Source organism: Bacillus sp. 205(2023) (genome assembly GCF_037027485.1).
Classification (GTDB): Bacteria; Bacillota; Bacilli; order Bacillales; family Bacillaceae; genus Bacillus; species Bacillus halotolerans.
Window position 1 is genome coordinate 448,042 of record NZ_JAXCHF010000001.1, and the last position, 22,911, is coordinate 470,952.

19 protein-coding genes, 2 pseudogenes and 1 riboswitch are annotated in these 22,911 nt (G+C 39.9%); of the genes and pseudogenes, 7 read left to right on the forward strand and 14 right to left on the reverse strand.

Annotated features, from left to right (window positions below):
* Positions 1-6: 6 nt before the first annotated feature.
* Together WA325_RS01870 and WA325_RS01875 are read left to right on the forward strand one after the other, a co-directional pair.
* A pseudogene (locus WA325_RS01870) lies at positions 7-788 on the forward strand (hypothetical protein).
* A gap of 43 nt (positions 789-831) precedes the next feature.
* Positions 832-1,328: pseudogene (locus WA325_RS01875) on the forward strand (GNAT family N-acetyltransferase).
* Between the two features lie 291 nt (positions 1,329-1,619).
* Here WA325_RS01875 and WA325_RS01880 read toward each other — a convergent pair.
* The 7 genes from WA325_RS01880 to WA325_RS01910 all read right to left on the reverse strand — a co-directional run bounded on the left by WA325_RS01880 (position 1,620) and on the right by WA325_RS01910 (position 9,188).
* A complete protein-coding gene (locus tag WA325_RS01880; RefSeq protein WP_336183130.1) occupies positions 1,620-2,609 on the reverse strand; it encodes an ABC transporter permease in 990 nt (329 codons plus the stop codon).
* Entirely contained in the window at positions 2,603-3,349 is a 747-nt protein-coding gene (locus WA325_RS01885) for an ABC transporter permease (protein ID WP_336183131.1), read from the reverse strand. Before WA325_RS01885 ends, WA325_RS01880 begins: the two co-directional genes overlap by 7 nt.
* A 10-nt stretch (positions 3,350-3,359) precedes the next feature.
* Complete coding sequence (locus tag WA325_RS01890; RefSeq protein WP_202853189.1) at positions 3,360-4,298, reverse strand: ABC transporter ATP-binding protein; 939 nt, start codon at positions 4,296-4,298, stop codon at positions 3,360-3,362.
* Positions 4,299-4,311: 13 nt separating this feature from the next.
* The gene (locus tag WA325_RS01895) at positions 4,312-4,863 is read right to left on the reverse strand and encodes a MarR family winged helix-turn-helix transcriptional regulator (RefSeq protein ID WP_336183132.1); all 552 of its coding nucleotides are present in this window, start codon (positions 4,861-4,863) and stop codon (positions 4,312-4,314) included.
* A 469-nt stretch (positions 4,864-5,332) separates the two neighbouring features.
* The gene (locus WA325_RS01900) at positions 5,333-6,577 is read right to left on the reverse strand and encodes an MFS transporter (protein ID WP_105955716.1); all 1,245 of its coding nucleotides are present in this window, start codon (positions 6,575-6,577) and stop codon (positions 5,333-5,335) included.
* 93 nt (positions 6,578-6,670) lie between these two features.
* Positions 6,671-8,149: an FGGY-family carbohydrate kinase gene (locus tag WA325_RS01905; RefSeq protein WP_336183133.1), complete on the reverse strand. Its 1,479-nt coding sequence runs from the start codon at positions 8,147-8,149 to the stop codon at positions 6,671-6,673.
* A gap of 16 nt (positions 8,150-8,165) precedes the next feature.
* Positions 8,166-9,188 (reverse strand): 2-hydroxyacid dehydrogenase, encoded by a 1,023-nt coding sequence (locus WA325_RS01910; RefSeq protein ID WP_336183134.1) that lies wholly within the window; start codon positions 9,186-9,188, stop codon positions 8,166-8,168.
* Between the two features lie 97 nt (positions 9,189-9,285).
* Positions 9,286-9,377: riboswitch (SAM riboswitch) on the reverse strand.
* 147 nt (positions 9,378-9,524) lie between these two features.
* Here WA325_RS01910 and WA325_RS01915 point away from each other — a divergent pair.
* Together WA325_RS01915 and WA325_RS01920 are read left to right on the forward strand one after the other, a co-directional pair.
* On the forward strand, positions 9,525-11,567 hold the full coding sequence (locus WA325_RS01915; RefSeq protein WP_326327350.1) for a molybdopterin oxidoreductase family protein: 2,043 nt from the start codon (positions 9,525-9,527) through the stop codon (positions 11,565-11,567).
* Between the two features lie 111 nt (positions 11,568-11,678).
* The gene (locus WA325_RS01920; RefSeq protein WP_059336530.1) at positions 11,679-11,975 is read left to right on the forward strand and encodes a hypothetical protein; all 297 of its coding nucleotides are present in this window, start codon (positions 11,679-11,681) and stop codon (positions 11,973-11,975) included.
* 153 nt (positions 11,976-12,128) lie between these two features.
* Here WA325_RS01920 and WA325_RS01925 read toward each other — a convergent pair whose 3' ends face one another.
* The gene (locus WA325_RS01925; protein WP_202853193.1) at positions 12,129-12,827 is read right to left on the reverse strand and encodes an expansin EXLX1 family cellulose-binding protein; all 699 of its coding nucleotides are present in this window, start codon (positions 12,825-12,827) and stop codon (positions 12,129-12,131) included.
* 273 nt (positions 12,828-13,100) lie between these two features.
* Positions 13,101-13,778: a YoaK family protein gene (locus tag WA325_RS01930; protein ID WP_268511085.1), complete on the reverse strand. Its 678-nt coding sequence runs from the start codon at positions 13,776-13,778 to the stop codon at positions 13,101-13,103.
* 195 nt (positions 13,779-13,973) lie between these two features.
* Here WA325_RS01930 and WA325_RS01935 point away from each other — a divergent pair, with 195 nt between their 5' ends.
* Complete coding sequence (locus WA325_RS01935; protein WP_369810953.1) at positions 13,974-14,984, forward strand: polysaccharide lyase family 1 protein; 1,011 nt, start codon at positions 13,974-13,976, stop codon at positions 14,982-14,984.
* A 295-nt stretch (positions 14,985-15,279) separates the two neighbouring features.
* On the opposite strand, the gene WA325_RS01940 is transcribed toward WA325_RS01935, so the two are convergent.
* Complete coding sequence (locus tag WA325_RS01940; protein WP_326327354.1) at positions 15,280-16,053, reverse strand: acetoin reductase; 774 nt, start codon at positions 16,051-16,053, stop codon at positions 15,280-15,282.
* 1,558 nt (positions 16,054-17,611) lie between these two features.
* On the opposite strand from WA325_RS01940, the gene WA325_RS01945 reads away from it, so the two are divergent.
* Positions 17,612-18,157, forward strand: a complete 546-nt coding sequence (locus WA325_RS01945; RefSeq protein WP_336183135.1) for a hypothetical protein — start codon at positions 17,612-17,614, stop codon at positions 18,155-18,157.
* A 279-nt stretch (positions 18,158-18,436) separates the two neighbouring features.
* Here WA325_RS01945 and WA325_RS01950 read toward each other — a convergent pair whose 3' ends face one another.
* Positions 18,437-18,793, reverse strand: coding sequence for a DUF3221 domain-containing protein (locus WA325_RS01950; protein ID WP_326327358.1), 357 nt, complete (start codon positions 18,791-18,793; stop codon positions 18,437-18,439).
* A 352-nt stretch (positions 18,794-19,145) separates the two neighbouring features.
* Between WA325_RS01950 and WA325_RS01955 the strand changes: the two genes are divergently transcribed.
* Positions 19,146-19,502 (forward strand): YoqO family protein, encoded by a 357-nt coding sequence (locus WA325_RS01955; RefSeq protein ID WP_326327360.1) that lies wholly within the window; start codon positions 19,146-19,148, stop codon positions 19,500-19,502.
* Between the two features lie 154 nt (positions 19,503-19,656).
* Here the strand turns inward: WA325_RS01955 and WA325_RS01960 are convergent, their stop codons facing one another.
* The 3 genes from WA325_RS01960 to WA325_RS01970 form a co-directional block, all read right to left on the reverse strand.
* Positions 19,657-20,136 (reverse strand): DUF4944 domain-containing protein, encoded by a 480-nt coding sequence (locus tag WA325_RS01960; protein ID WP_326327463.1) that lies wholly within the window; start codon positions 20,134-20,136, stop codon positions 19,657-19,659.
* 288 nt (positions 20,137-20,424) lie between these two features.
* Positions 20,425-20,904 (reverse strand): hypothetical protein, encoded by a 480-nt coding sequence (locus WA325_RS01965; RefSeq protein ID WP_442895277.1) that lies wholly within the window; start codon positions 20,902-20,904, stop codon positions 20,425-20,427.
* Between the two features lie 240 nt (positions 20,905-21,144).
* Positions 21,145-22,560, reverse strand: a complete 1,416-nt coding sequence (locus WA325_RS01970) for a sugar porter family MFS transporter (RefSeq protein ID WP_326327363.1) — start codon at positions 22,558-22,560, stop codon at positions 21,145-21,147.
* Between the last annotated feature and the right edge of the window lie 351 nt (positions 22,561-22,911).

A 22,911-nucleotide genomic window follows, 5' to 3' on the forward strand; every position in this document is an offset into this window, starting at 1 on the left:
TCACCCATGATTGGAAACCGCAGCGGTTTAGCAGCATTTGCAGAGAAACTAAATACTCTTCCGGTATCAAGACCGCTTTCGAAAACGGATGTGCTTACTTCCCCATTTCGCATACACCAAGAAAACGCGCTTGAAATGTACTATTCACCTCATAATGAATATATCAATCAAGATGCTTCGATTGTGATTACAGGCATAACGCCTGGTTTTTCACAGATGAAAACAGCTTATGAAACAGCCGCAGAAAGCTTGCGCAAAGGCCGATCTCTAGAACAGATCGCTTTAGACACCAAAAAAGCGGCAGGACTTTCTGGAACTATGAGAGATAACCTGATTACGATGCTGGATCAATGCGGGCTGCCGCAGGTTTTAGGCATTCAAAGCGCCGCACAGCTTTTCGGCGACTTGCGCCATATGCTTCACACCACTTCTGTTATCAAATACCCTGTTTTCATTCAGCAGAAAAACTATACAGGACATCGTCCGGCTATCCCCCGCTCATCTATGCTAAGCACTTATGCATATAAGCATTTTCCCGCTGAACTTGAAAAGCTATCGGGCCCTGCTCTTCTTATCCCGCTAGGCAAAGCAGCCGAAACAGTCTGTGAAACACTGATCAGGGAAAACAGCAAATGGCGGCTGACCTGCCTACACGGCTTCCCTCACCCATCGGGCGCGAACGGCCATCGAACGAAACAATTTAATAAAAACAAAGAGGAAATAGAAAAACAAATCCGCTCCTTTGCTTCATCAAATTCGATTTCGTCGTTATAGAAAAGAGGAAATAAAAGGGATATGATAAACCTACATACATCATAAGGGAGGGATTGGGTGTTTCCTGTATTAGAAACCGGCAGGCTTATTCTAAGAGAGATGACAGAGAAAGATGCGGAAGCCATTTTTACTTGTTTTTCAAACCATGACGTCACACGCTACTACGGACTTGATCCCTTTGAAAGTATAGAGCAGGCAAAAACAATGATTCATCAGTTTGCCGATAATTATCAAGAAAAGCGGGGAATACGGTGGGGAATTGAAAGAAAAGACACCAAAGAACTCATCGGTACGATTGGCTTTCATGCTTTGGCACCCAAGCATAAACGTGCAGAAATCGGTTATGAAATCAGCCCGGCGAATTGGCGAAACGGCTATGCGTCAGAAGCCATTTTAGAAATTGTGTCTTTCGGCTTTGATATCCTTGAACTAATGAAGCGTCAAATCGTTTGCTGTTAAAAATGGGATTTGAAAAAGAAGGCGTATTAAGACAATATATGTACCAAAGCGGTGTCCCTTATGATACAAATGTTTATTCTATTATAAAATCATGAAAATCAGAGAATGAGCAGAGGTTCTTGCTGCTCTTCTCTAAGTCTCTCGTCTGTTTTCACTCCTCATGATTGCCTCCCAAAATATCATAGCTAAAATATTCACAGTAGCGGAAATCAGAAAGACCGCATTCCATCGCAGCATTGGCGAAGACGGAGCCTTGTCATGTAAAATGTCCGTTCTGTAGTCGTGCCAGCAATGCCACTTCATTCTTAAAAACTCCCGAATAAATAACTCACTATAACGAAACAATAAAAAAGATGCATAGCGCTCTATGCATCTAGTGACATCCATTAATAAATCCCTTTCTTCATCCTGCTTCTTGTCATAAAGCCACCAAAGAAATAAAATAATGCCGACCAAAGAAAGATATAAAAAAGCTGAAATTTGAATTCCCGCACTGTCTGCCCTATTTCTATCCCATGGATAAAAGTCATGAATGCTTTTTGCGGCAGAATCGCACATAGTGCATCTAAGACGGGAAGATTAGTCGTAAAAGAAATAAAGCAGCCTGACAATACAGACGTAACCACACTGATTCCGCTCGTCACCAAGCTTAAGTTTCGATCCATAACTGAGGCCATAAAAATAGCGAATGACGCTGCAAGCACTGCGAGAACAGCCAGCAGTTCAGCAAGAATGTCCAAGCGAAAGCCAATATCCACATGAAATAATATTGTTGTCATCACAATGGCCAGATAGGTTGGTATGTATAGACATAAAAATGTAAAGATAAACTGAACACTCAGGTATTTGTTCTCGTTTACGGGTGACACTAAAATCCGCCTGAAGGTTTTAAGCATGCGGTCTTCAGGATACAAGGCAGTGAGCGCGACACCTTGCATAAAAACAAGCATTACGATAAAACCTAAGATATTTGTGCCTGTCACTCTTTCAGTCCTTATTTTATCCTCTCCTTTATAGCTGTTCGGCATTTTCCCAGTCTCAAAAAGCTCCCGAATCATTTTTTTATCCGCTTCACTTTTCAAAGTGGTTACCTTGTAGTCTTGATGATTTTTTTCTACGACTGCTGCATATTTTCCTAACACAAGATCAGAAAACCTCGGCTTTTGATGGACCATAACCACTCGAAAGGCAGGATCTTTGGGTAGATTTTTCATCTCATCCTGATCCGTGACAAATGCAATGGTTTCTTTTAAGACCGGTTTACCGGAAAAAAGAATCGCTGCTCCAACCATCAGCGGAATGATAATCACTGCAATGATGATAATGGCTTTCTTCACCAGTATTCGTTCCCACCTATTTCGGAATAGATTCAGCATACATATCCCTCCGGCTTAAAAACAACATGGGAAACGGCAATACAAACGACTGAAGCCAAGAGAAGAATGGATACCACAGGCAGCAAAATGCTGAAATCATGATCATAAATGAGGCGAAATGAGCATTCTGCTACCCATTTAACCGGAGAAAATACGGAAATTTCATTTACGGTATCTCCAAATCTATGAATTCCGAAAAAAACGCCTCCAAAGAAAACAAAAAAAGCAACTGGAATTTGCATGATACTATTCGCCTGTTCTTCATTTTTGAAAATGCAGCAAAACATGGTGCCGAAACAGCAGCCAAAGAACAAAAAGACATGCAGTAAAAGCAAGATACACGGAAGGTCTTCTCCGCCAAAGTTCAATTTAAAAATCGTTTGGGCCGTCCATACATTCATGCTGTACAATATCACACTGAATATGTAAGTTGATAGTAGTTTTGAAAGATAAATACTTGTTTTCGAAACGGGTGCGTATACAAGGCGGATGTTTCCTCTCTTCACCTTTTCTTCCATAAATGTGTTGGACGCGGTCATTGCGATCAGAGCCGCTGAGAAAATGATCATATTCACCCCGTAATAATCGTATGAACTGATACCATCTGCCCCAAAGCTGTTTTTTGTGACAAAACCCATGATCACAATAAGAATGAAAGGAAAAATCGTATTAGCTAAAACGAGAACCGGATTCCTTAAAATATTCATAAAATCAAATGTCATTACTTTTATCAAACTCATGTTGCCTCTCCTAATCTCTTAAATTTCTTCCCGTCAGCTCCAAAAATACCGTTTCTAATGATGCCTCTTGACTGCTCATATGCAGAATGCTGCATCCTTGAACACTTAATTCTGCTATGATTTCACCTAGGAGATCTTGGCTCTTTCGGACTGTAACTTTCAATTCACCCTCTATGGAGTGTACTTTTATAACCCCTTCTATATCCATCAGAATGTTTTTGTTTAATTTATCTGCATTCGCCAGCTGAAAAGAGTAAGTCATTTCTTTATTTACTTTTTTGTACAATTCATCTTTCGTCCCGTTAGCAATGATTTTTCCCTCATTCATAATCATAATCCGATCAGCAATAGCCTCCGCTTCTTCCATATAATGAGTTGAGTAAATGATGCTCGCTCCTTTTTCTTTAAGCAATTTAATAGACTCCAATATGTGATTTCTGGATTGAGGGTCTATCCCAACAGTCGGCTCATCCATAATAATCAGTTTCGGCTGATGGGCAATAGCACAGGCAATGTTTAGTCTTCTTTTCATCCCGCCTGAAAAAGTCTTAGGCTTATCATCTTTACGATCATATAGTTGTACAAGCTCCAAGGCCTCCTTAACCCGGGCTTTCAGCTCTTTTCCTTTAAGAGAATATAGACTGGCAAAAAAGCGAACATTTTGCTCAGCAGATATATCCTCATAGATAGCGATATCTTGAGGGACGATTCCGATGCCCTTTTTCATTTTCTTTGCGCTGTTTTTTACATTATGGCCCAATATCGTAACATTTCCGGAAGTGGCCGACAGTACTCCGGATAAAATATGAATCGTTGTGCTTTTTCCTGCTCCGTTTGGGCCAAGAAGCCCAAGGACTTCACTCTCCTTTACTTCAAATGAAATGCCGTCTACTGCAGTTTTGTTCGTGTACTGCTTTTTCAAATTTTCTATTAATGCCACGCTGTTCATACGTATCTCCTTTTTACATTCTCCGTTTTGCGAACTCCTGAAGTATTTTTATTCTCAGATCATCACGTTCTTGTTCAATTTCAAAGTCACGAGCATCTTCTTCGAAACCATCCTGCTCTTCTCCGTCAAAACTGTATAGCTTTTTCAATAAATTCCACAGTGTCTCTAATTCTTCCGTCGAAAACCCCTGAAAAATATCTGCCATAAAGTACACAGCTTTTTCACCGCACTCCTCTAAAACGCGTTTTCCAGAATCGGTAATTTTCACATTAACCGCACGCTTGTCACGTTTACTTGGCACAGTAACGGCATATCCTCTTTTTTCAATACTGCTGACAAGCCTGTTTATGTTCTGTTTCGACGTACCTAATTTTTTGGCAATGTTGTTGAAAGTGGTTTCTTCTTCCGGTAAATGCAGTATGGAGACCATCGTCATAAATTGCCTAGTCGTTAAGCTCTCATAGTACTCATCACCTCGTGATTGAATTTTGTTTAAAACAGAAAAAAGTGTAGCGTAAGACTGCTGCATTAAAAATAAATCTTTTAGTTCTTTAGAAAAATTCATTATAATCCTCCCACAAAAGACAATTTATTGTCTATATCATCATAGCACTTCGTTTTGATTTGTCAACATATTGTCTATTTTATTTCAAAAAACTAACATCCTCGTTTGCAAAACATACACATATTGATCAATATGAAAAAGGTATAACATGGCTCGGCAACGTATAGTTGATGAAGAAAAAGCATTGAAATCAGCCTTTTTTTGAAGATCTAATTGAAGAGAAATACGGAGACTCTTAAATCGTACTACAATGGTTGAGCCGTGCCCTGCAAAGATACACTTAAAAAAAGGCATACAATCATGAGTGTTAAAAAGCGATTTAAATGCAGAAGCGATCGCCCAAACTATTTTATTGAGCGGACTCCTAATGATGAAGTCCCGTCCAGAACAATCATTTGCGCGGCACTCTGTAACTGAAACCATTGCTGAAAAAAATCATAAAAAGCGCCCTGAAACAGGGCGCTTTTCATCAGGATGCATATTGAGGGGAAGTCTCTTTCTGTACTTCTTTTTCTTCAGGTATCTTAATACATTTCGTCATGACTGCACTCGCAAGATAAAGCACCGCAAAAATCCAGACAACGCCTTGTGCACCGACGAGTCCGATGAACATCCAAGCTAAAGCAGGTCCGACAAATGCCGATAAACCGGCTGCGAGGTTCAAAACGGACATGGCGGCTCCTTTGTCTTTTCCGGCAACTGTCGGCACGATCGCACCAATCGGCACGTAGCCTGCCAGCAAGCCGCCCCAGATAAAGCCGATGATGCTCACAACCGCTATATTCCCGCCTGAAAAAACAGGCGCATAGTATAATAAAACGGTGAAAATGCCGCAGCCGACACCTCCAAACCAAATGACGGTGTTTTTCCATCCGAATTTATCACCGACAATTCCAAAAATGAGGTTAAATACAATGTTGCCCAGAAAAATCGTTCCCCAAATCTGCAGCCACACATTAGTTGAAATGCCATGCTGAGCCATGTGCATCGGCAAAAACACAGGGAAACCATATGTGCCGATGCTGTTGATGATTCTAATCATTCCTCCTGTCAGCACCCGCGGATTGGTAACAAGAATGGTAACCCCTTTTAAAAGCTCCTCCGCCGTTTCTGATCTTTTTCTTTTCTTCTTTTCAAACCGGTCTTTATTAATAAACAACGCGAAGACTGCACCGAGGCATACCCAGAAAATAGAACTCCACAGCGTATTTAAATAACCAAACGTTTTAATTGCATAACTTGAATACCAAGCACCGAAAACAAACATGCCCAGACAATACGCAATCCAAAACCAGCCGACAGCTGTGCTGAGCCTGTTCTGCGGTGTTCTGTAGATGACCCATGTCAAGAAGGAATAAGCAAAAAGCGGGTATCCTAAGCCTTTAATAAAGTAAGTCACATACATGACAGGCAGATTTAGCTGTTCAAATCCGAAGACGATAAAAGCAGCTGTACCGATCACATAAAACAACAACCCCATAAACATCGTCCGCTTTGCGCCAAATGCTTCCAGACACACACCCGAAAACCATGAAGCGATGGCCAGTGAAATGCCGTATATACTAAAAATCGAAGCGGATTGCTGAACGGTGAGCCCATTTTCAATCAGAAAAGGACTGAGCCATCCTTGTTCAAGACCGTCTCCCATCATAAACAGTACAACCCCTAAAAACCCCCATGCCAGCCGCTTTGGTATACCAATTTTATCTAACATATCTGTATCCTCCTTAGATGCTTATCTCAATTACCGTATTAACTCATTAAAGTAAGAAAATGTATAATTCCTCAATTGGCGGAAAATTCTGCCTTATACTAATACCTTGTTTCCCGATGACGGCTCTAACCCTGAAAAGAAGCGTTGGACCTGCTTCCACTCCTCGTATAAAGTCATTTCTATCCGGCAATCCTGCGGTTCTATCACCCGAACACTTCCAGACATTTCTTCGGTCAATCTATAGGCCTCATTGCAAACCACAGCAGCACCAACAACTGATGCCTGACTGTACCCTTCTTTGACATAGATTTTTTTCTGAAGAAGATTGGCGATATATTGTGTAAATGCTCTGCTTTGGAATCCGCCTCCGCATCCCCACACATAGTCACGATCAAACGGAGTGATCTCTGTTAAGATGTCAAAGTTCCATTTGATTGAACATGCAATCTCCTGTAAGGCCGCGCGTACAAAATGCGCTCTGCTTAAATGGGCTGAAAGCGGTACATCAAAGAGAAAGCCGCCTTTCGTCAGGGCGTTTTTTTCTGCCGATAAATACGAACCGAGGGAAGATACACATGCATGATCTTCCTTAGCAAGAGCAGCAATCTCTTCTTCCATCACATCGTACGGTTCATTCGGATAGAAAATATCCTTTAGTTTTTGAAAATTCAGACCCGTTACCCCGGGATTTGTCTCCACAAGCCACTGTCCTTGATCTGTGTGGCAGTTCAGCCAGGCTTTATTTTGTCTGTCCTCATGAATTTCACCAATAATTTTGGTAATCGGTGTTGTCGTACCTGATACAATGACTGCGTCTCCCAGAGCAGCACCAGTGCTTTTGACAGCAAGCTGTGTATCTCCCCCACCCGCTATAACCTTCGCATGAAGTGATAGTCCCAATTCTGTCGCATACTCATCTGTTATCGATCCAATGACTGTTCCCGCTCTTACTAGAGGCGGAAGAATAGATGGCGAGAAACCGAATATATCGCACATCTCTTCTGACCATGTATTTTGTTTTACATCAAACAGCAGCGTTTCCGTCGCCTGTGACGGTTCATATGTCAATACTCCGCTCAACTGATACGTCACCCAATCACTGATGCTTGTGAAGCTTGCAGTTTTTTCCCATAAGGAGGGCTGCCGGTGCTTTAAACCATAAAGCTTGAGCGCTGAAAAAAGCGCAGTCGGCAGACGGCCTGTTCGGCTGTATACTTCTTCCCGATTCGGTATGTTTTCCTCCCACTCCCTGCCCCGATTGTCAATGTTGGGCAGACCGAGGAAAGACTCACCATTTTGATCAAGCAGCACGATCCCTTGTCTTTGACTTGTTGAAGTGAGACCAATAATTTCAATATGATGAGAACGAGAAATCGCACGTTTAGCCAGACTCATGATTTGATTCCACAGCGCCTGTGGAGAAAAATAACGGCTGTCCGGGTAAAGCGGCTCGGTCGTATATACAATGTCCTCCCGTTCAACCGTTTGAACGCTGCCCGACACACTTGCGACCGCAACTCTTGCATTGCCAGTGCCAATGTCAAATACGAGATAACCTTTTTGTTTCGTCATCCTGATGCCCTCCTTTTTACACCTCTGCTTTAAGATCGTTTTTGTTATATAAAGTCGGAATATTGAGAGTTTTTTCACCCTTCCACTTTTTAAGCGCTTCGTTCAGAATGGTAACGTGATGATCCTCTACTTCAAATGTTGCTCCTGCTAAATGCGGTGTTGCCAGAACATTAGGCAATGAAATAAATTCATAATCCGATTGCTCTGGCGGCTCATGATAAAAAACGTCTAATATCGCACCTCTGATTTTACTTTCTTTCAGTACAGATAAAAGATCCTCTCGGTTTACCACGACAGCTCTTGATGTATTCACGAAAATGGCGCTCTCTTTCATCAAGTCAAAATACGGCCGATCAATGAGGCCAAGCGTATCATCTGTACGCGGCAGATGAACAGAAACGATATCACTATCTGAAAATACCTTCTCCAGAGATACTTTTTCATATTGCGGATAATCGTGCTGTACGTATGGATCGTAATACAAAACCTTGCAGTCAAACGCAGCCAGCAGTTTTGCAATTCTTTGCCCAACCGCTCCGAATCCGACCATACCCACGGTTTTTCCTGTTATTTCATTACCTTTGAATTTGGCATACGCCTGCAAATAATCGCTGTTCCATTTTCCATCCTTTAGCCATTGATTAGAGGTATTCGTATGCCGGAGAAATGAGATCACATTTCCAATAAACATTTCAGCAACAGCTTGTGCGTTGCGCCCAGGTGTATAGAAAACCGGAATGTCTCTGTTTGACGCTGCTGCCACATCAACATTGGAAGGCATTCCCCTGCATACTCCCACAAATGAAAGTTCCGGTATTGATGCAAACACGTTTTCTGTCACCTGATCAAGCTCAGTAATCAAACCCGTCGCATTTGATCCTTTTAATAGCTGAATCAATTCATCTTCCCTGTATGCCCGGCCGTTTTCTTTCCAAGACTGATAAACAACGGAACCGAACAATTCTTCAAGCTCTTTTCGTCCTTCTTCGTTGTACGGTGCTGTAATCAAAACCGTCATGATGCAAAACATCCTTTTCATCGTTATTTTTCACACAAAAAAATCTCTCTCCAAAGATGGAAAGAGATTCATGTATAGGCGCACTCTGCCACAGACAGAAGCCGGTATAAACCTTACTTTCCTATCTTTCAAGCTGACGCTTGCTGGAATTGGCACAATAATGTTGCCGAGGTTTCATAGGGCCAGTCCCTCCACCTCTCTTGATAGAAAATGTTTTGTATGTAATTTTCAGTATTGAGAATACGTTAATCATAAAGAAGACCCAGATTGATGTCAATGTCTTTTTTCAGAATTGACGTTATCATTCGAAATGTTATAATTCTTACAATATATCTAACTAGGGAGAGGAACTGGGCTATGAAATCGTTCGCCACTCAACAAAACGGCATTTTTAAATCCGTTTGCTCACTGGACTGCCCGGACCAGTGCGGATTGCTGGTACATAAAAAAGACGGGAAAATTGTGAAAGTGCAGGGTGATCCTGATCACCCCGTGACAGCCGGAAATATATGCAACAAAGTACGAAATATGGCTGAGCGCATCTATGATGAAAAGCGGCTGACGACTCCGCTGAAACGAACAGGTGTGAAGGGCGAGGCAGAGTTTAAACCAATTTCTTGGGAAGAAGCGATTGACACCATCACATCCAACTGGAAACAGCTGATTGATCAAGAAGGAGCTGAAAGCATACTGCCTTACAGCTTTTACGGCAATATGGGAAAATTAACGGCTGAAGGAATGGACCGCCGCTTTTTTTACCGCTTGGGCTCAAGCCAGCTTAAGCGCACGATTTGCAGCAAAGCCGGATCAGAGGGCTATAAATATACCATGGGTGTCAGTGCTGGAATCGATCCTGAAGAAACGATTCATACGAAACTGTTTATCTTTTGGGGAATTAACGCAGTCAGCACAAACATGCATCAAATTACAATCGCTCAAAAAGCACGGAAAAAAGGCGCAAAAATTATTGTGATTGATGTGCATAAAAATCAGACAGGGCGTCTAGCAGATTGGTTTATTCCTATAAAACCCGGTACCGACAGCGCGCTTGCCCTCGGCATCATGCACATTTTATTTAAAGAAAATCTTCACGATGAAGCGTTTCTTTTAAAATATACAGTCGGCTATGAAGAACTGCGCGAGCATGTGAAACAGTATCATCCAGAAAAGGTATCCCTGATCACTGGTATCAGTACCGACGATATCTATCAGCTGGCAAAAATGTACGGTGAAACCTCCCCTTCCTTTATCAGGATCGGAAACGGCCTTCAGCATCATGACAACGGCGGAATGATTGTAAGAACGATTGCCTGTCTACCGGCGATTACCGGTCAATGGATGCATACAGGAGGCGGTGCTATCAAGCATAACAGCGGAATTTTAGAATATAACACCACCGCGCTTCAGCGTCCTGATTTACTGAAAGGCCGCACACCGAGATCGTTTAATATGAACCAGCTGGGCAGAGTTCTTCTGGAAACAGCCCCTCCTGTTCGCTCCCTCTTTATTTATGGGACGAATCCAGCCGTTGTGGCGCCAGAAGCAAACAAAGTCAGACAAGGTCTCCTGCGGGATGACTTGTTCACCGTGGTTCATGATTTGTTTTTAACAGAAACGGCCAAATATGCGGACATTGTACTGCCCGCTGCATCTGCTTTTGAAAATACTGATTTTTACACCTCATACTGGCATCATTACATTCAGCTGCAGCAGCCGGTTATTGAGAAATACGGAGAAAGTAAGTCTAATACCGAGGTATTCCGGTTATTAGCTGAGGCAATGGGATTTACGGATCAGGAGCTCAAAGATTCAGATGAAGACTTAATCCGCCAGGCGCTTCACCATCCGGATAATCCTTATTTAGCAGAGATTACTTATGAATCACTTACTGAACGTTCGTTTATGAAGGCGAAGCGTGAAAAGCCGCTGTTTCCGGGTAAATTGCCGACACCGAGCGGAAAAATAGAATTATATTCAGAAAAAATGAAACAAGCCGGTTTCCCGCCGTTACCGACCCATACGTCGCTTGCGCCGGATCATGAATTCCCGTTTATGTATGTTCCGGGACCGAATCATAATTTCTTAAACTCAACGTTTTCCAATAATGCAAAGCACGTCAAACTTGAAAAGACACCGAAACTCTTTATCAACACGATAGATGCCGAAAAACACGGCCTCACTGATGGTGAAGCCGTACGGATTTGGAACAGCCGAGGTGAGTGTGAATTAACCGCCGCAGTCGGAGAACAAGTGCTGCCCGGTGTTGTCGTCAGTCAAGGGTTATGGGCAGATGAACCAGGCAAAAATCAGCTTGTTAACGCCCTGACCCCCGACCGCTTGTCTGATATGGGCGGAGGCGCTACTTTTTTCTCAGGCCGAGTGCAGATTGAAAAAGCATAGAAACCGTCCAGAGCTTGCTCTGGCGGTTTTTTGTGTGCACAGTCAACAAAAATGAAACCAATGATATAGATTGACCGTATAACATGACGATTACATAATGGAGGCATACACATGGACGTTTTTTTAGGAATCGGTATTGCATTGGCTGGATATTTTATCGGAGAAGGATTAAAGCATATTAACAACCCAAAAGCTAACGAAAAAAATGACATCATGCTGATTAAAGAACGAGATATTCACTTTTACATCGGGCATTTTTTAGGAATAACCCAAGCGGAGGCGAAACTCTTAGCAAAGGATCTCACAGACCTCCCTCATATCGAAATAAACGGAAAAAGATATGTGCAAAAACATATCTTAAGAGAATGGGTATTAACATTAGGAGAGAAACAACAAGCGAAAGATTAATGCGAATTTTTCAATAAGACGAGCTTTGAAATGTTCCTCTACCGTTGCTGTGCCAACTTGCATAAGTAAGTCATAACATTCTTTATTTCATAATCATTTGCACGTATAAAAAAGCGGCGGAAAATTTAGATCTTCCGCCGTTTTTCAAAGGTTTTATTCAGGAAACTGAACATGCCCGGGAACTGTGTACGCCCCAGATGTTCCGTTTGCAGGAAGCTTTGGAATCGTGTCTTTTACAACTTTTCCTCGAATGTCAGTGATTCTGACTTTAAGAGAGCCCGTTCCTAAATTGGTGCTGAGGAAATGATTATAGTCCGTTTTCTCCATGTTGATCCACTTTCCGTCTTTGTAGTATTCCATTTTCATAACGGGATACTTGTGATTTCTAACTTGGATTGCCGCCCACCACTGGCTGCTGCCTTCTTTAATCCGGTATGTGAAATTGCCAGTGATTGGCGCTTTGATCACGCGCCATTTGATTTTGATTTTTCCATCTTTCATAGCACCGATTTTGCTGAAGGCATTGGGTGAAAGATCAAGGGCTCCTGGGGCACCCTCAGGATATAGATCGGTAACATAGACGATCGTCTTCCCCTTTGGCCCTTCCACTTCAAGATAAGAGCCGGCAAGAGCGGCTTTCACACCGCCGTAATTAAGATCCTTTGGGTTAATTGCCGTAATTTCCATGTCAGATGGGATGGGGTCAAGAAGGAATGCCCCTCCTGAATAGCCTGATCCGGTATAGGTTGCATAGCCTTCGTGCAAATCGTTATAGGCTGCCGAAGCCTGCGGGCAAAAACAAAGAATCATCAACATAACCACGCTAATAATAGCACTGATCTTCTTTTTCATAGACTTCCTCCTAATCCAAATTTCGAATGAGAATCATTATCATTGTAATACTCATTCGATATGGATTGAAAGAGGACATAGATTCATAGATTGATTTATGTCTAATTCACTATTCTATATCTATCAAAGGGTGCATTTTATACGACTATGCAATACTTATGTTCAGATGCACATATGAGCCAAAATTCTTGTTTCATTAATATGGGTAGCTATAGTGGGGATCTGAAGCTCAAAAAATCCCCATCCCCGCTTGAAATCGCAAGCGGGAGAATTTCACTTTACTTTTTGCAACTTGGCCAGAGCAGTAAGTATAATACCTAAAATGAGCACAATCGGAACCCAAATAATGATGTAATGAAAATGCGGTTCTGCAAAAGCTACAATAATAGCCCCCACACAATATAATATGATGGCCAGTGCCCTTAACACAGCATCTCTCAAGAATGTTTTATTCTGTTTAGAGAAAAACAACCGGCCGGAAAGATCCTCTAAAAGAGAAGCCAATGTTCCGGTCAAAACAGTTGAAGAAATGCCTGCAATCCCCAGTTGTTTAGCTGCTATTGTTTGTATCCCCATGGCAATACTCAAAAGGATAATAAGGATGTACACGGGAACGAAAGCAGGAGATATTGAAAGACAAGCAAAAACAAATAAAATGAACGCTTCAATTGCCAGAGCTTTAGTTACAGCGGATGGCCAAAATGTTTTCTCTGCCTTTCCAACAATGATTGTTGAAATAATCACCCCCAATATGAAGCCGATTAGCGCAGTCAGAGAATGAAAAACAGTGACCTGAAGAGATTTTCCGATCGCTAATCCCAATAAAACGATATTTCCGGTCATATTAGCAGTGAAGACGTGTCCTAGGCTTAGATAGCCGATCACATCCACTATTCCCGCTGTTAAACAAAGGAGTGAAAGCAAGGTGTTTCGATATGCTGAAGCAGTCAATGGTGTATCAATCCTTTCGTGTTGTTCCAATTGTAACTCTTTTATTTGCATCAAAAAATATATAAAATCCCGGTTTTGATCAGGAATATAGACTCTATTCTTACTTTTGTCCAACTGTAATAATAATCCATATGAATTTATTTAAATTTGAAAGGAAGCTGAGTGGCTTTGAAACGATTTTCTTTATTATTTGCCATGTTAAGTTTATTATTGCTTCTCTTGCCTGAAAAAGCTTTAGGCGCCGTCGATTTTCCAAATACCTCGACGAATGGCATTTTAGGATTTGCCGGAAATGCAAAAAATGAAAAAGGAGTGTCTAAAGCCAGCACAACCGGCGGAAAAAACGGCCAGATCGTTTATATCCAAAGTCTAAATGATTTAAAAACCCATCTGAGCGGATCAACACCTAAAATTTTAGTGCTTCAAAATGATTTAATCGCTTCTTCAAAAACAACGGTAACGATTGGTTCAAATAAAACACTTGTAGGTTCTTACGCTAAAAAAACGCTGAAAAATATTTATTTAACAACATCTTCTTCATCCGGAAACGTCATCTTTCAAAATCTGACCTTTGAACACAGCCCGCAGATTAATGGAAATAACGATATACAGCTTTATCTAGATTCAGGCTTCAACTATTGGATCGACCATGTTACATTTTCAGGACACAGCTATAATGCTGGCGGAAGTGACCTGGACAAGCTGTTGTATATCGGTAAATCAGCTGATTATATCACCATCAGCAACTCAAAATTCGCAAATCATAAGTACGGTTTAATTTTAGGATACCCTGATGATTCCCAGCACCAATATGACGGCTATCCGCACATGACCATCGCCAACAACTATTTTGAGAATTTGTATGTAAGAGGCCCGGGGCTGATGAGATATGGCTATTTTCATGTCAAAAACAATTACAGCAACAATTTTAACCAAGCAATTACCATCGCGACAAAAGCAAAAATATACTCTGAATACAATTATTTTGGAAAAGGCAGCGAAAAAGGCGGAATCCTCGATGACAAGGGCACCGGATACTTTAAGGATACAGGAAGCTATCCATCCTTGAACAGGCAATCCTCTCCGTTGACAACGTGGAATCCAGGCTCCAATTACAGCTACCGGGTTCAAACTCCGCAGTACACAAAAGAATTTGTTACAAAATATGCCGGATCACAAAGTACAACATTGGTTTTTGGCTACTGACACAAAGAGGGCTTGCATAACGCCAAGCCTCTCTTTATGGCTATGTATTGTGCGTCTGGCTTGTGTCTAAAACTCACATGTGCGCCACAATGTTGCTTGTCAAACATATCATTCCTGCACAAGATGAACATGCTTACGGACCAAAAATTTTTTCACATGTTCACTCCATTTTCATTAATGAACACACGGACCTCTGAATTGCTTTTCTTATTATACAACTAGGTCATTATGGTTTCATCTCAAGCAAAAAGAATCCATTTCTAAAATGGATTCTTTTATTTTAATGTACATTCTATCATCTATAAACCAGGCCGCCATCAGTTAAAATAGCTTGACCGGTGATATAATCTGAATCATCTGAAGCTAGAAATGAGACTAAATTGGCCACATCTTCAGGAGTTTGATATCTTTTTAGAGCAATGTCTGAAGAGAATTTTTCAAAAGCTTCTCCTGGTTTTAAATCATCGCTATGTTTAACCATTTCCTCATCAATGCGATCCCACATTTTTGTTTTTGCAACACCAGGACAATATGCGTTAACTGTTATTTGATATTTGGCTAACTCTTTAGCAGCTGAATGTGTAAAAGATTTCACTGCGTGCTTCGTAGAGGAATATGTGCCAAGCATTTCAAATGATTCGTGACCTGCTATACTGCATGCGTTAATGATTTTGCCTTTTGTTTCTTGCTTAATGAACTGATCAGCAGCTGCTTGAGTACCAAACACAACGCCATTGACATTAACCTTGAACAATTGGTTCAGTTGTTCTTCTGTTATTTCTAAAAATGGAGAAACTGCCTCAATGCCAGCATTGTTTACAAACACATCTAAACGGCCAAATGTATCTGCCGCTGCTTTAACTAAATTGAATTGGTCATCACGCTTGGATACATCCCCTTTTACTCCGATCACATGATAGCCTTTTTCTTTGAAGTCTGATACAGTTGCATGCAGCAGTTCTTCGTTAATATCATGCAGAACGACACTAAAACCATCCTTGCACAATCTCTCTGCTATCCCTCTCCCTAATCCGCCTGCGGAACCAGTAACTATCGCTATCTTGGTCATAAATATTCCCCTTTCGCAATGAGGTATAGTCACGATATATTTATTTTAACAAATCAGTGTTCCTCTACATAATATAAACTGCTGTCTCAAAAGAAAGCTTGTGTTATATTAATTAATTCAAGTCGAAATCATCGTGTGTAAAGTAATAAAGTTCTTCTCTTCAGGATTGATCCCTTAATTAAGATGATCTATAGGACGTGTGTAACCAAGCCCTCATTATTGTTAAAGATATGGACACCGAGCTCTTATCCGCTTTCTTTAGTATTCAAGCGCTGTAATATATTGTATTGGAATTCATTAGACCGGTACCCAATGTTTCATTGCTACGGTCTACCCCTAAATGTAGTTTTCCTTGCTTAACATACCTTTGAATTTCGTATAAGCATGGTGTAAATGCCATTGAATTTAATTGGTCTTGATTCCAAAGCATGCGTGATGAAGAAGATCATCGACCTGGTCAACTTTTTCATCAGTTAACATTCTATTTTCTTAGCAAGCTTATAATCATATGTATTGCCGATGCTGCGTCCTCTTGTTTCCTTTGTAATTCTTTAAGCTGCAAGCTTTTTCTGACTCCTACTTGGTTTACATTCTTCAACTGAGATATCATTATTTATAATTGAGATGTATCGTTTAACAAATAGAGTTATCCTAATTTACTTCCTTTTTTATCAGATTCTTAATTTATATTATGTGGTTTTAAAGAGGAGAAAGTCCCCTCTTTTACACTTGTATTTCTCCATAACATAATCTGTCACATAACTCATAGTTGCCGCCAGTTTGATACATGTAACGTTGATAACATCGTTGTGGATCATAAGAGATTGTTTGGTATTGAGGCACATGATAATTCAGGTAGTAAGGTGTTTGTGTATACCAAACTGGATATTGTCTAAACACATCAAACCCTCCATTCGCTCCTCTAGTTTACTGTATTGTATTTACCTCACAGCCAAATGTCATTTGTCCATACGAAATTAGGCATTCTTTAGAGCCATTGATCTTTTCAACACATTTAGTTATTTTTTTATTCTTTAACTTTATCAATTCAATATCACTCCAATCATTTTCAACTTTGACTTATATGAGCAATAAACCTCTCCTCAATCGTTTCTTAAAAACATGTCAGCAAAATTGGTTTGGAAATCACTGTCGTTATTGAGTTTCACCTTCCCTTTCCTCCTTTTAAATCTAGATAAAAGTCTTTTTTTATTTAATCTTAATCTTTTCCTAATTATGTTAAAATAGATTTAAAAAAGAAATTGTGGTGTATTTATGCTTGACTCAACTTTTCTCTTGTCATTCATGTTTGTACTTTATTTTTGTTTTATTCTTTATAGAATTATTAAGCGATTTATATTTAAGAAAGAATGGCCAATAATAAGCATCTTGTTATTGTTTGTTAATCGTTTACTTCTTTGAACTGATAAGCGTTACAATATCTCAATTGATTTAACAATCATAAAGCATTCACTAGCGCGAGTAATGATGTTTATTGGAAGATCGCAAGGTGAAAGGATATAATCAACATAACTAATCATTTTAAGGTGATACGAAAATGGACAGTATAATGAAATCTCATTTTGAAAATCTAGAAGCAAAGGACAAAAGCCTGCAATTAGAAGCCTTTCAGAATATTATTAACGCCACAAAAGAAAAAGTAGACTGGGCTTATGAAGTATGGGATCAATTAATAGGATGGCTAACCGATCCGGATAACCACAGGCGAGCGAGAGCTGCACAGTTTCTTGCTGGTTTAGCAATCAGTGATCCGGATAAGCGGATGCTGCGCGACTTTCCAGCGTTATGGGAAGCGACCAGGGATTCAAAATTTGTAACTGCTCGGCATAGTTTGCAAGCAATCTGGAAGGTTGGCTTAGCTGGGCCAGAACAAAAAGAACTGGTGCTTACTCATATTATTGATCGCTTTAAAAATGGAATAAACGAAAAACATTATACATTGATTCGCTACGATATGATTGTAGGATTAAAAAAATTATACGATGAAGATAAAGATGAGCATATTAGGGAAATAGCAATGGACTTGATTGAGATCGAGAAAGATAGCAAATATCGAAAGAAATATTTGTCAGTCTGGAAATAACCACTTTTATGCAATGCTCTGCAAACGTTAAAACAGCACTACGTCTTCGTGTGAGTGCTGTTTTTTATGCTAAAGCCCATCATGCTGCTTTTTATACAGCAACAAGCTGAATTGATTGTGTAAACGATGTTCATGCTCTTGCGCGTGGTAAGAGAACATCTGTGTTTATTGATTTTTTTCAGGACCGTTCCAATCGTAAATCCATTTTCTCTACGCTTAAAGTTTGTTTTATATCAAAATTGCCCTAGCGCTAGCGATCATATGCGGGGATGCCAACCTTTATAACCAATTGAATTTTTTAATTGTTGCTTTTGGAGGATCAGATTCTTTAAGAGTGTTTAACCACACCTTCATTTTTTTACCTTCCACAAGGTCTTCTTTGTTTTCAATTTGACTTAATTCCAATATCACAACATGATTTCTATATTTTCTTATAAGTCTATCTTGAGACAATTTAAAGTCCTCTTTTTCAGGAGCATGTTTGCCCTCAAGAAAAACGGCTGACTTTTCATCCTTAAAAAGGATAAAACCAACAAGGTTCTGCATCTTTGGCGTTTTTATTTTATTTTCTTCCTTATCATTGCAGCCCGAAATAAAAGCAAAGAACGCTAAGACCGATATCCCGATTTTACGCATTTATCTCTCCTTTTTTGGTGTATGTTTTATAACAGTGAAAAAAGGCAAATCATTTTAGAGGTAATATATAACAACGCGACACAAGAGTACTGGACCCGGAAAGACAGTACAAGTTTATAGATTTGAAGAACAGATTTACCACAGATAAACTCTCTTCAGTTCCGTTTTGTCTTTCCGTTACACATCATTCCCTAGTGCCCGCACATAAAAAACGATTGAATATTTAGTACATGGTACAATAAGATAAAAAACCGATTTTGTTTACCAATAGATTAATTAACTGACACCACATTGTGCTTATTGTGAAAAACTTGTAAACTTTTTGGGTAGCCATAAAATAAGGAGCGATTTTTTGTCTAAAAACTTAGCATTTTTTCTTTTCATCTTATGTATCTTCATTGCGAAAGTCATGAAAAATATTGATGTAATAAGCACTGCAGCATCCTTTTGCTCTTTCGTTCTCGTTTTCATTTATTTTAAAGATGAGTTTAAAAAGCTAAAACCAAAAGCAAGGAGCATTCTGTTTTCATGCTTTTTAGTATTAACAGGAATTATAACTTTTATCATTTTAGAAGGACAGGTATTCATTAAAAACCACGATTTTTTTAACGGCTGGGAGACCATAGCAGTGATAATCTTGTTTGCAGTCCCTTTGATATCTGGTACTGTTTGCTTTAGATTGCTTTACGAGCATTTGAAAGAAATGTAAGCATTTTATGTACAGGTAAGGAACTACACTCGCATGTTTTATATTTACTCTGAATAAAAACATGCCTTTATCATGACATGTACTTATCAATCAGATGTTTCTGAAAGCAGACCTATTTTTTGGAACGTTCATCCCTAAACTTGCCATTGCAGATTTATCTTTTATACCATGGTTTCTCTTGTAATCTTATTTTATCTGTGTGTTTCTCCCTACCGGTCTTCCACTCCACCTTAACAACTACATCATGTCCAATTACTTCATCTTCAGGCATAAAATCAAACGTAGCAATGTGGTCTTCCATTTGTCCTCCGCCTGGCATTTCTTCACCTGTGTACTCTGATAAATCATAATCTTCTCTGTCATCGTACTTTTTACCATCTATATACAATATGATTTTTTCAACAATGGTTCTTTTCGCTTCTTTCTTGTTCCCCTGCCAGTATAAATTCAAGAAGTAATTAGGGCCAATCGAAGTTTTATCTGATTTTTCAATGGTAGAAACCCATAATCCGTTCCTGCTGCTTCCCTCATATTTTACTTTGTCTCCTGATATCATTGCAAAGAACGTTACTAAACAAATCAATAATAGAGCTGTAATGAGTAGTGATTTTTTGATTTTATTTTTGCTTCTCATGTTTCCCCTCGCTTTCTTCATTTTATTAGTAGAATAAATGGGCAAAATGTTACTTGAAAAAGAATATAAAAAAAGCTGCTCATAAAGCAGCCCAATCATTGTCTTTTCAGTTTTGCAGCCATATAAGACTTTCTTCATTGTTCTCAGCTTTGTGATTCGCAGCGCGCCTATATCTGCCTTAAGACCGATCAGGTGTTGATTACCTGCCTGTTAACCCAAATGGAAACAAGTTTACTTACAAGTATTTTAACTCCTATGTAGGTCACTACATTGTCTAATTCACCTCTTCTAACTGAATGTAAAGGTTTGTTTTAATTGGCGTCCTTCTTTTCCTTTTTGTGTCCAAATAATAACAACCTCTAATTCAGATGCCTTTTCAGCCACCATAAAATGGTTAAACTTCAGCGGGGCACCATCGTTTAAACTTTTGGCTAAGCTTATTAAATCCTCCTCCTGTCTCACACAATTTTCATTGGGACAGCCAAAAAGTGAAAACCTCGTGGTTGACTCAGGATCATTTCTATACAATTGTACATCCACTGTAGCTGCGGCTTCTCCTATGTTTTTGATTTCCATTGAATATACGTTATATTCCCCCTTTTTTGGACTCGCTAATTCCTTTGCATTTTTTGCTTCAGTTATTTCGACTGACCATTGTTCTGTTTTTTGTTTAATTGGCAACTCTGTAAATATCAGGGCTTGAGTCTTTGTTTGAACAAAAGTCAATGCAAATAATAAAACACATAAGGAAAGTAAATGCTTCTTCACTTCGTATCTCCTTCCTTCTTTTTCATTAGCTTCCCCAATATAAGTGTCGGTATGACGCATAATAAAAAGCCCTCATTTAGAGAGCTTTAATTACAAATGCAATACTATTAATATGTTCATAGACAGAGGTAAAATTTTCAAGAAGATTAGTCGAAAACAATTACTTGTTATTGTCCACTTGATGAAAGTGGGCTGCTTAACCATTTTAAAATTGCATTCAATATCATTTTAATGAGATAATCACGCTTCATGAATTGATTTTTCAGAGTCATAATTTCTATCCATTGAACGGAAATGCTCTTCTAGTTCCTCAAGTGTTCGTCCCTTAGTTTCCGGCATGAATTTGTACACAAAACCGATTGCCAAGATACCCAAAGCGACAAATATAAAGAAAGTAAAGGATAAGCCTGCAGAGCTAAGCATGATTGGAAAAGCAAAACCGATGATAAAGTTTAAAATCCAGAGGAAAAATACACTGATGCCAGAACCAAGCCCTCTTACTCTTTGCGGGAATATTTCTGCAATGACCAGCCATGTTACTGGCCCGACACAGCCCTGCATAAAGGCTAGAAATAAAACGGTCAAAGATAGCACGATATACGGGAGTGCTGCTGATCCATCAAGCACGATTGAGAATATGGCAATGAATAAAAGCGCTGTGGTGGTTCCTGATAAACCAACCATCAATATCGGGCGCCGGTTCACCCTGCCAACCAGCCAAATGCCGATGATAACGGCAATGACTGATATCAATCCATTCCCAATATTAGCGATTAAAGCTGCCTTTGTACCAAAACCGGATTCTTGCAGGATTTGAGTGCCGTAATACATAATCGAATTGACGCCTGTGATTTGATTAACGATGGCAACACCGATCCCAATCCATAAAAGACGGCGCAGCCATGGTGTAGAGAACTCTTTGATCGATGCCTTCTCTACATTTGAATCTTTGACTGCCGCTGCTTGTATTTCTTTAAATTCTGCTTCTGCCCTTTTCTCGTCACGTATGAGTTTAAGAACGCGCAGCGCCTCGCTTTTTTTACCTTTAGAAGTTAGCCACCTCGGGCTCTCCGGGACCATGAGCATACTTGCAAATAATATGAGAGCCGGTATGGCACAAAGGACAAGCATGTATCTCCAAACATGCCCTGTATCAGCCATTGCAACACCAAGAATCGCATTAAAAACGTAGGCTAAAAATTGCCCGCCGACGATCATCAGTTCATTTTGCGTTACCATACGCCCTCTTTTCTCATACGGCGCCATTTCTGCTAAAAAGGCCGGTACCATTGATGATGCCCCACCGACAGCCAGTCCCAGCAAAAACCGAAAGATAACCATCGTTAAAACATTCGGCGCAAATGCTGTTCCGAGTGATGCCAGAAAGAATAAAAAGGAAAGATTAAGGATCATTTTACGTCTGCCATAGCGGTCAGCCAATTTGCCGCACAGCAATGCACCAAACGCTGCTCCTAATAGAAGCATGCTTGTAACCAGTCCTTCTGTGACCGGTGTTAAGTTAAGTTGATCAGATCTTGCCATAAAAGGCAAGGCTCCATTTATAACACCGGTGTCATATCCAAAGAGAAGCCCGCCAAATGTTGCTGAAATCATTATCAACTGCAAAAACGACCTGGGATTTCGTTGTTCTTTCATACCCTTTCCCCACCTTTATGAAGAATGTTTTATACATTTTTTCATTCTTGTCAACCGAGTGTGCTGGATTCACCCTTTCTCTTTTAAAGAGCAATACTCGTTTCAGCCAGGTTTTTTATTTCCCGAGACCTTATCAATCTGAAAATTAGCAATACTCAATGCAGCGAATGAAGCTTTTCGCAAAAACAGCCTAATTGAAATCGCTTTCATTTTTTTGCAAGAAACATATCCACTTTTTTGTTATGTCCTAGTTATATTTTTGTTACATCCTTGTTAGGTTTGATATTATCATAATTTTAAAAGCGTTTTCAGTCAATAAAAAACTTCTGAAGTTTTTTAGCAATCATAGGA

Bases quoted from the DNA above. Each gene is read 5' to 3' on its own strand.
- WA325_RS01895 (WP_336183132.1), bottom strand. From the start codon at position 4,863: ATGAATTTTTCTAAAGAACTAAAAGATTTATTTTTAATGCAGCAGTCT.
- WA325_RS01935 (WP_369810953.1), top strand. From the start codon at position 13,974: ATGTTAAGTTTATTATTGCTTCTCTTGCCTGAAAAAGCTTTAGGCGCC.
- WA325_RS01910 (WP_336183134.1), bottom strand. From the start codon at position 9,188: ATGAAAAGGATGTTTTGCATCATGACGGTTTTGATTACAGCACCGTAC.
- WA325_RS01945 (WP_336183135.1), top strand. From the start codon at position 17,612: ATGGACAGTATAATGAAATCTCATTTTGAAAATCTAGAAGCAAAGGAC.
- WA325_RS01950 (WP_326327358.1), bottom strand. From the start codon at position 18,793: ATGCGTAAAATCGGGATATCGGTCTTAGCGTTCTTTGCTTTTATTTCG.
- WA325_RS01960 (WP_326327463.1), bottom strand. From the start codon at position 20,136: ATGAGAAGCAAAAATAAAATCAAAAAATCACTACTCATTACAGCTCTA.
- WA325_RS01970 (WP_326327363.1), bottom strand. From the start codon at position 22,560: ATGAAAGAACAACGAAATCCCAGGTCGTTTTTGCAGTTGATAATGATT.
- WA325_RS01920 (WP_059336530.1), top strand. From the start codon at position 11,679: ATGGACGTTTTTTTAGGAATCGGTATTGCATTGGCTGGATATTTTATC.
- WA325_RS01890 (WP_202853189.1), bottom strand. From the start codon at position 4,298: ATGAACAGCGTGGCATTAATAGAAAATTTGAAAAAGCAGTACACGAAC.
- WA325_RS01900 (WP_105955716.1), bottom strand. From the start codon at position 6,577: ATGTTAGATAAAATTGGTATACCAAAGCGGCTGGCATGGGGGTTTTTA.
- WA325_RS01885 (WP_336183131.1), bottom strand. From the start codon at position 3,349: ATGAGTTTGATAAAAGTAATGACATTTGATTTTATGAATATTTTAAGG.
- WA325_RS01940 (WP_326327354.1), bottom strand. From the start codon at position 16,053: ATGACCAAGATAGCGATAGTTACTGGTTCCGCAGGCGGATTAGGGAGA.
- WA325_RS01905 (WP_336183133.1), bottom strand. From the start codon at position 8,149: ATGACGAAACAAAAAGGTTATCTCGTATTTGACATTGGCACTGGCAAT.
- WA325_RS01925 (WP_202853193.1), bottom strand. From the start codon at position 12,827: ATGAAAAAGAAGATCAGTGCTATTATTAGCGTGGTTATGTTGATGATT.
- WA325_RS01915 (WP_326327350.1), top strand. From the start codon at position 9,525: ATGAAATCGTTCGCCACTCAACAAAACGGCATTTTTAAATCCGTTTGC.
- WA325_RS01880 (WP_336183130.1), bottom strand. From the start codon at position 2,609: ATGCTGAATCTATTCCGAAATAGGTGGGAACGAATACTGGTGAAGAAA.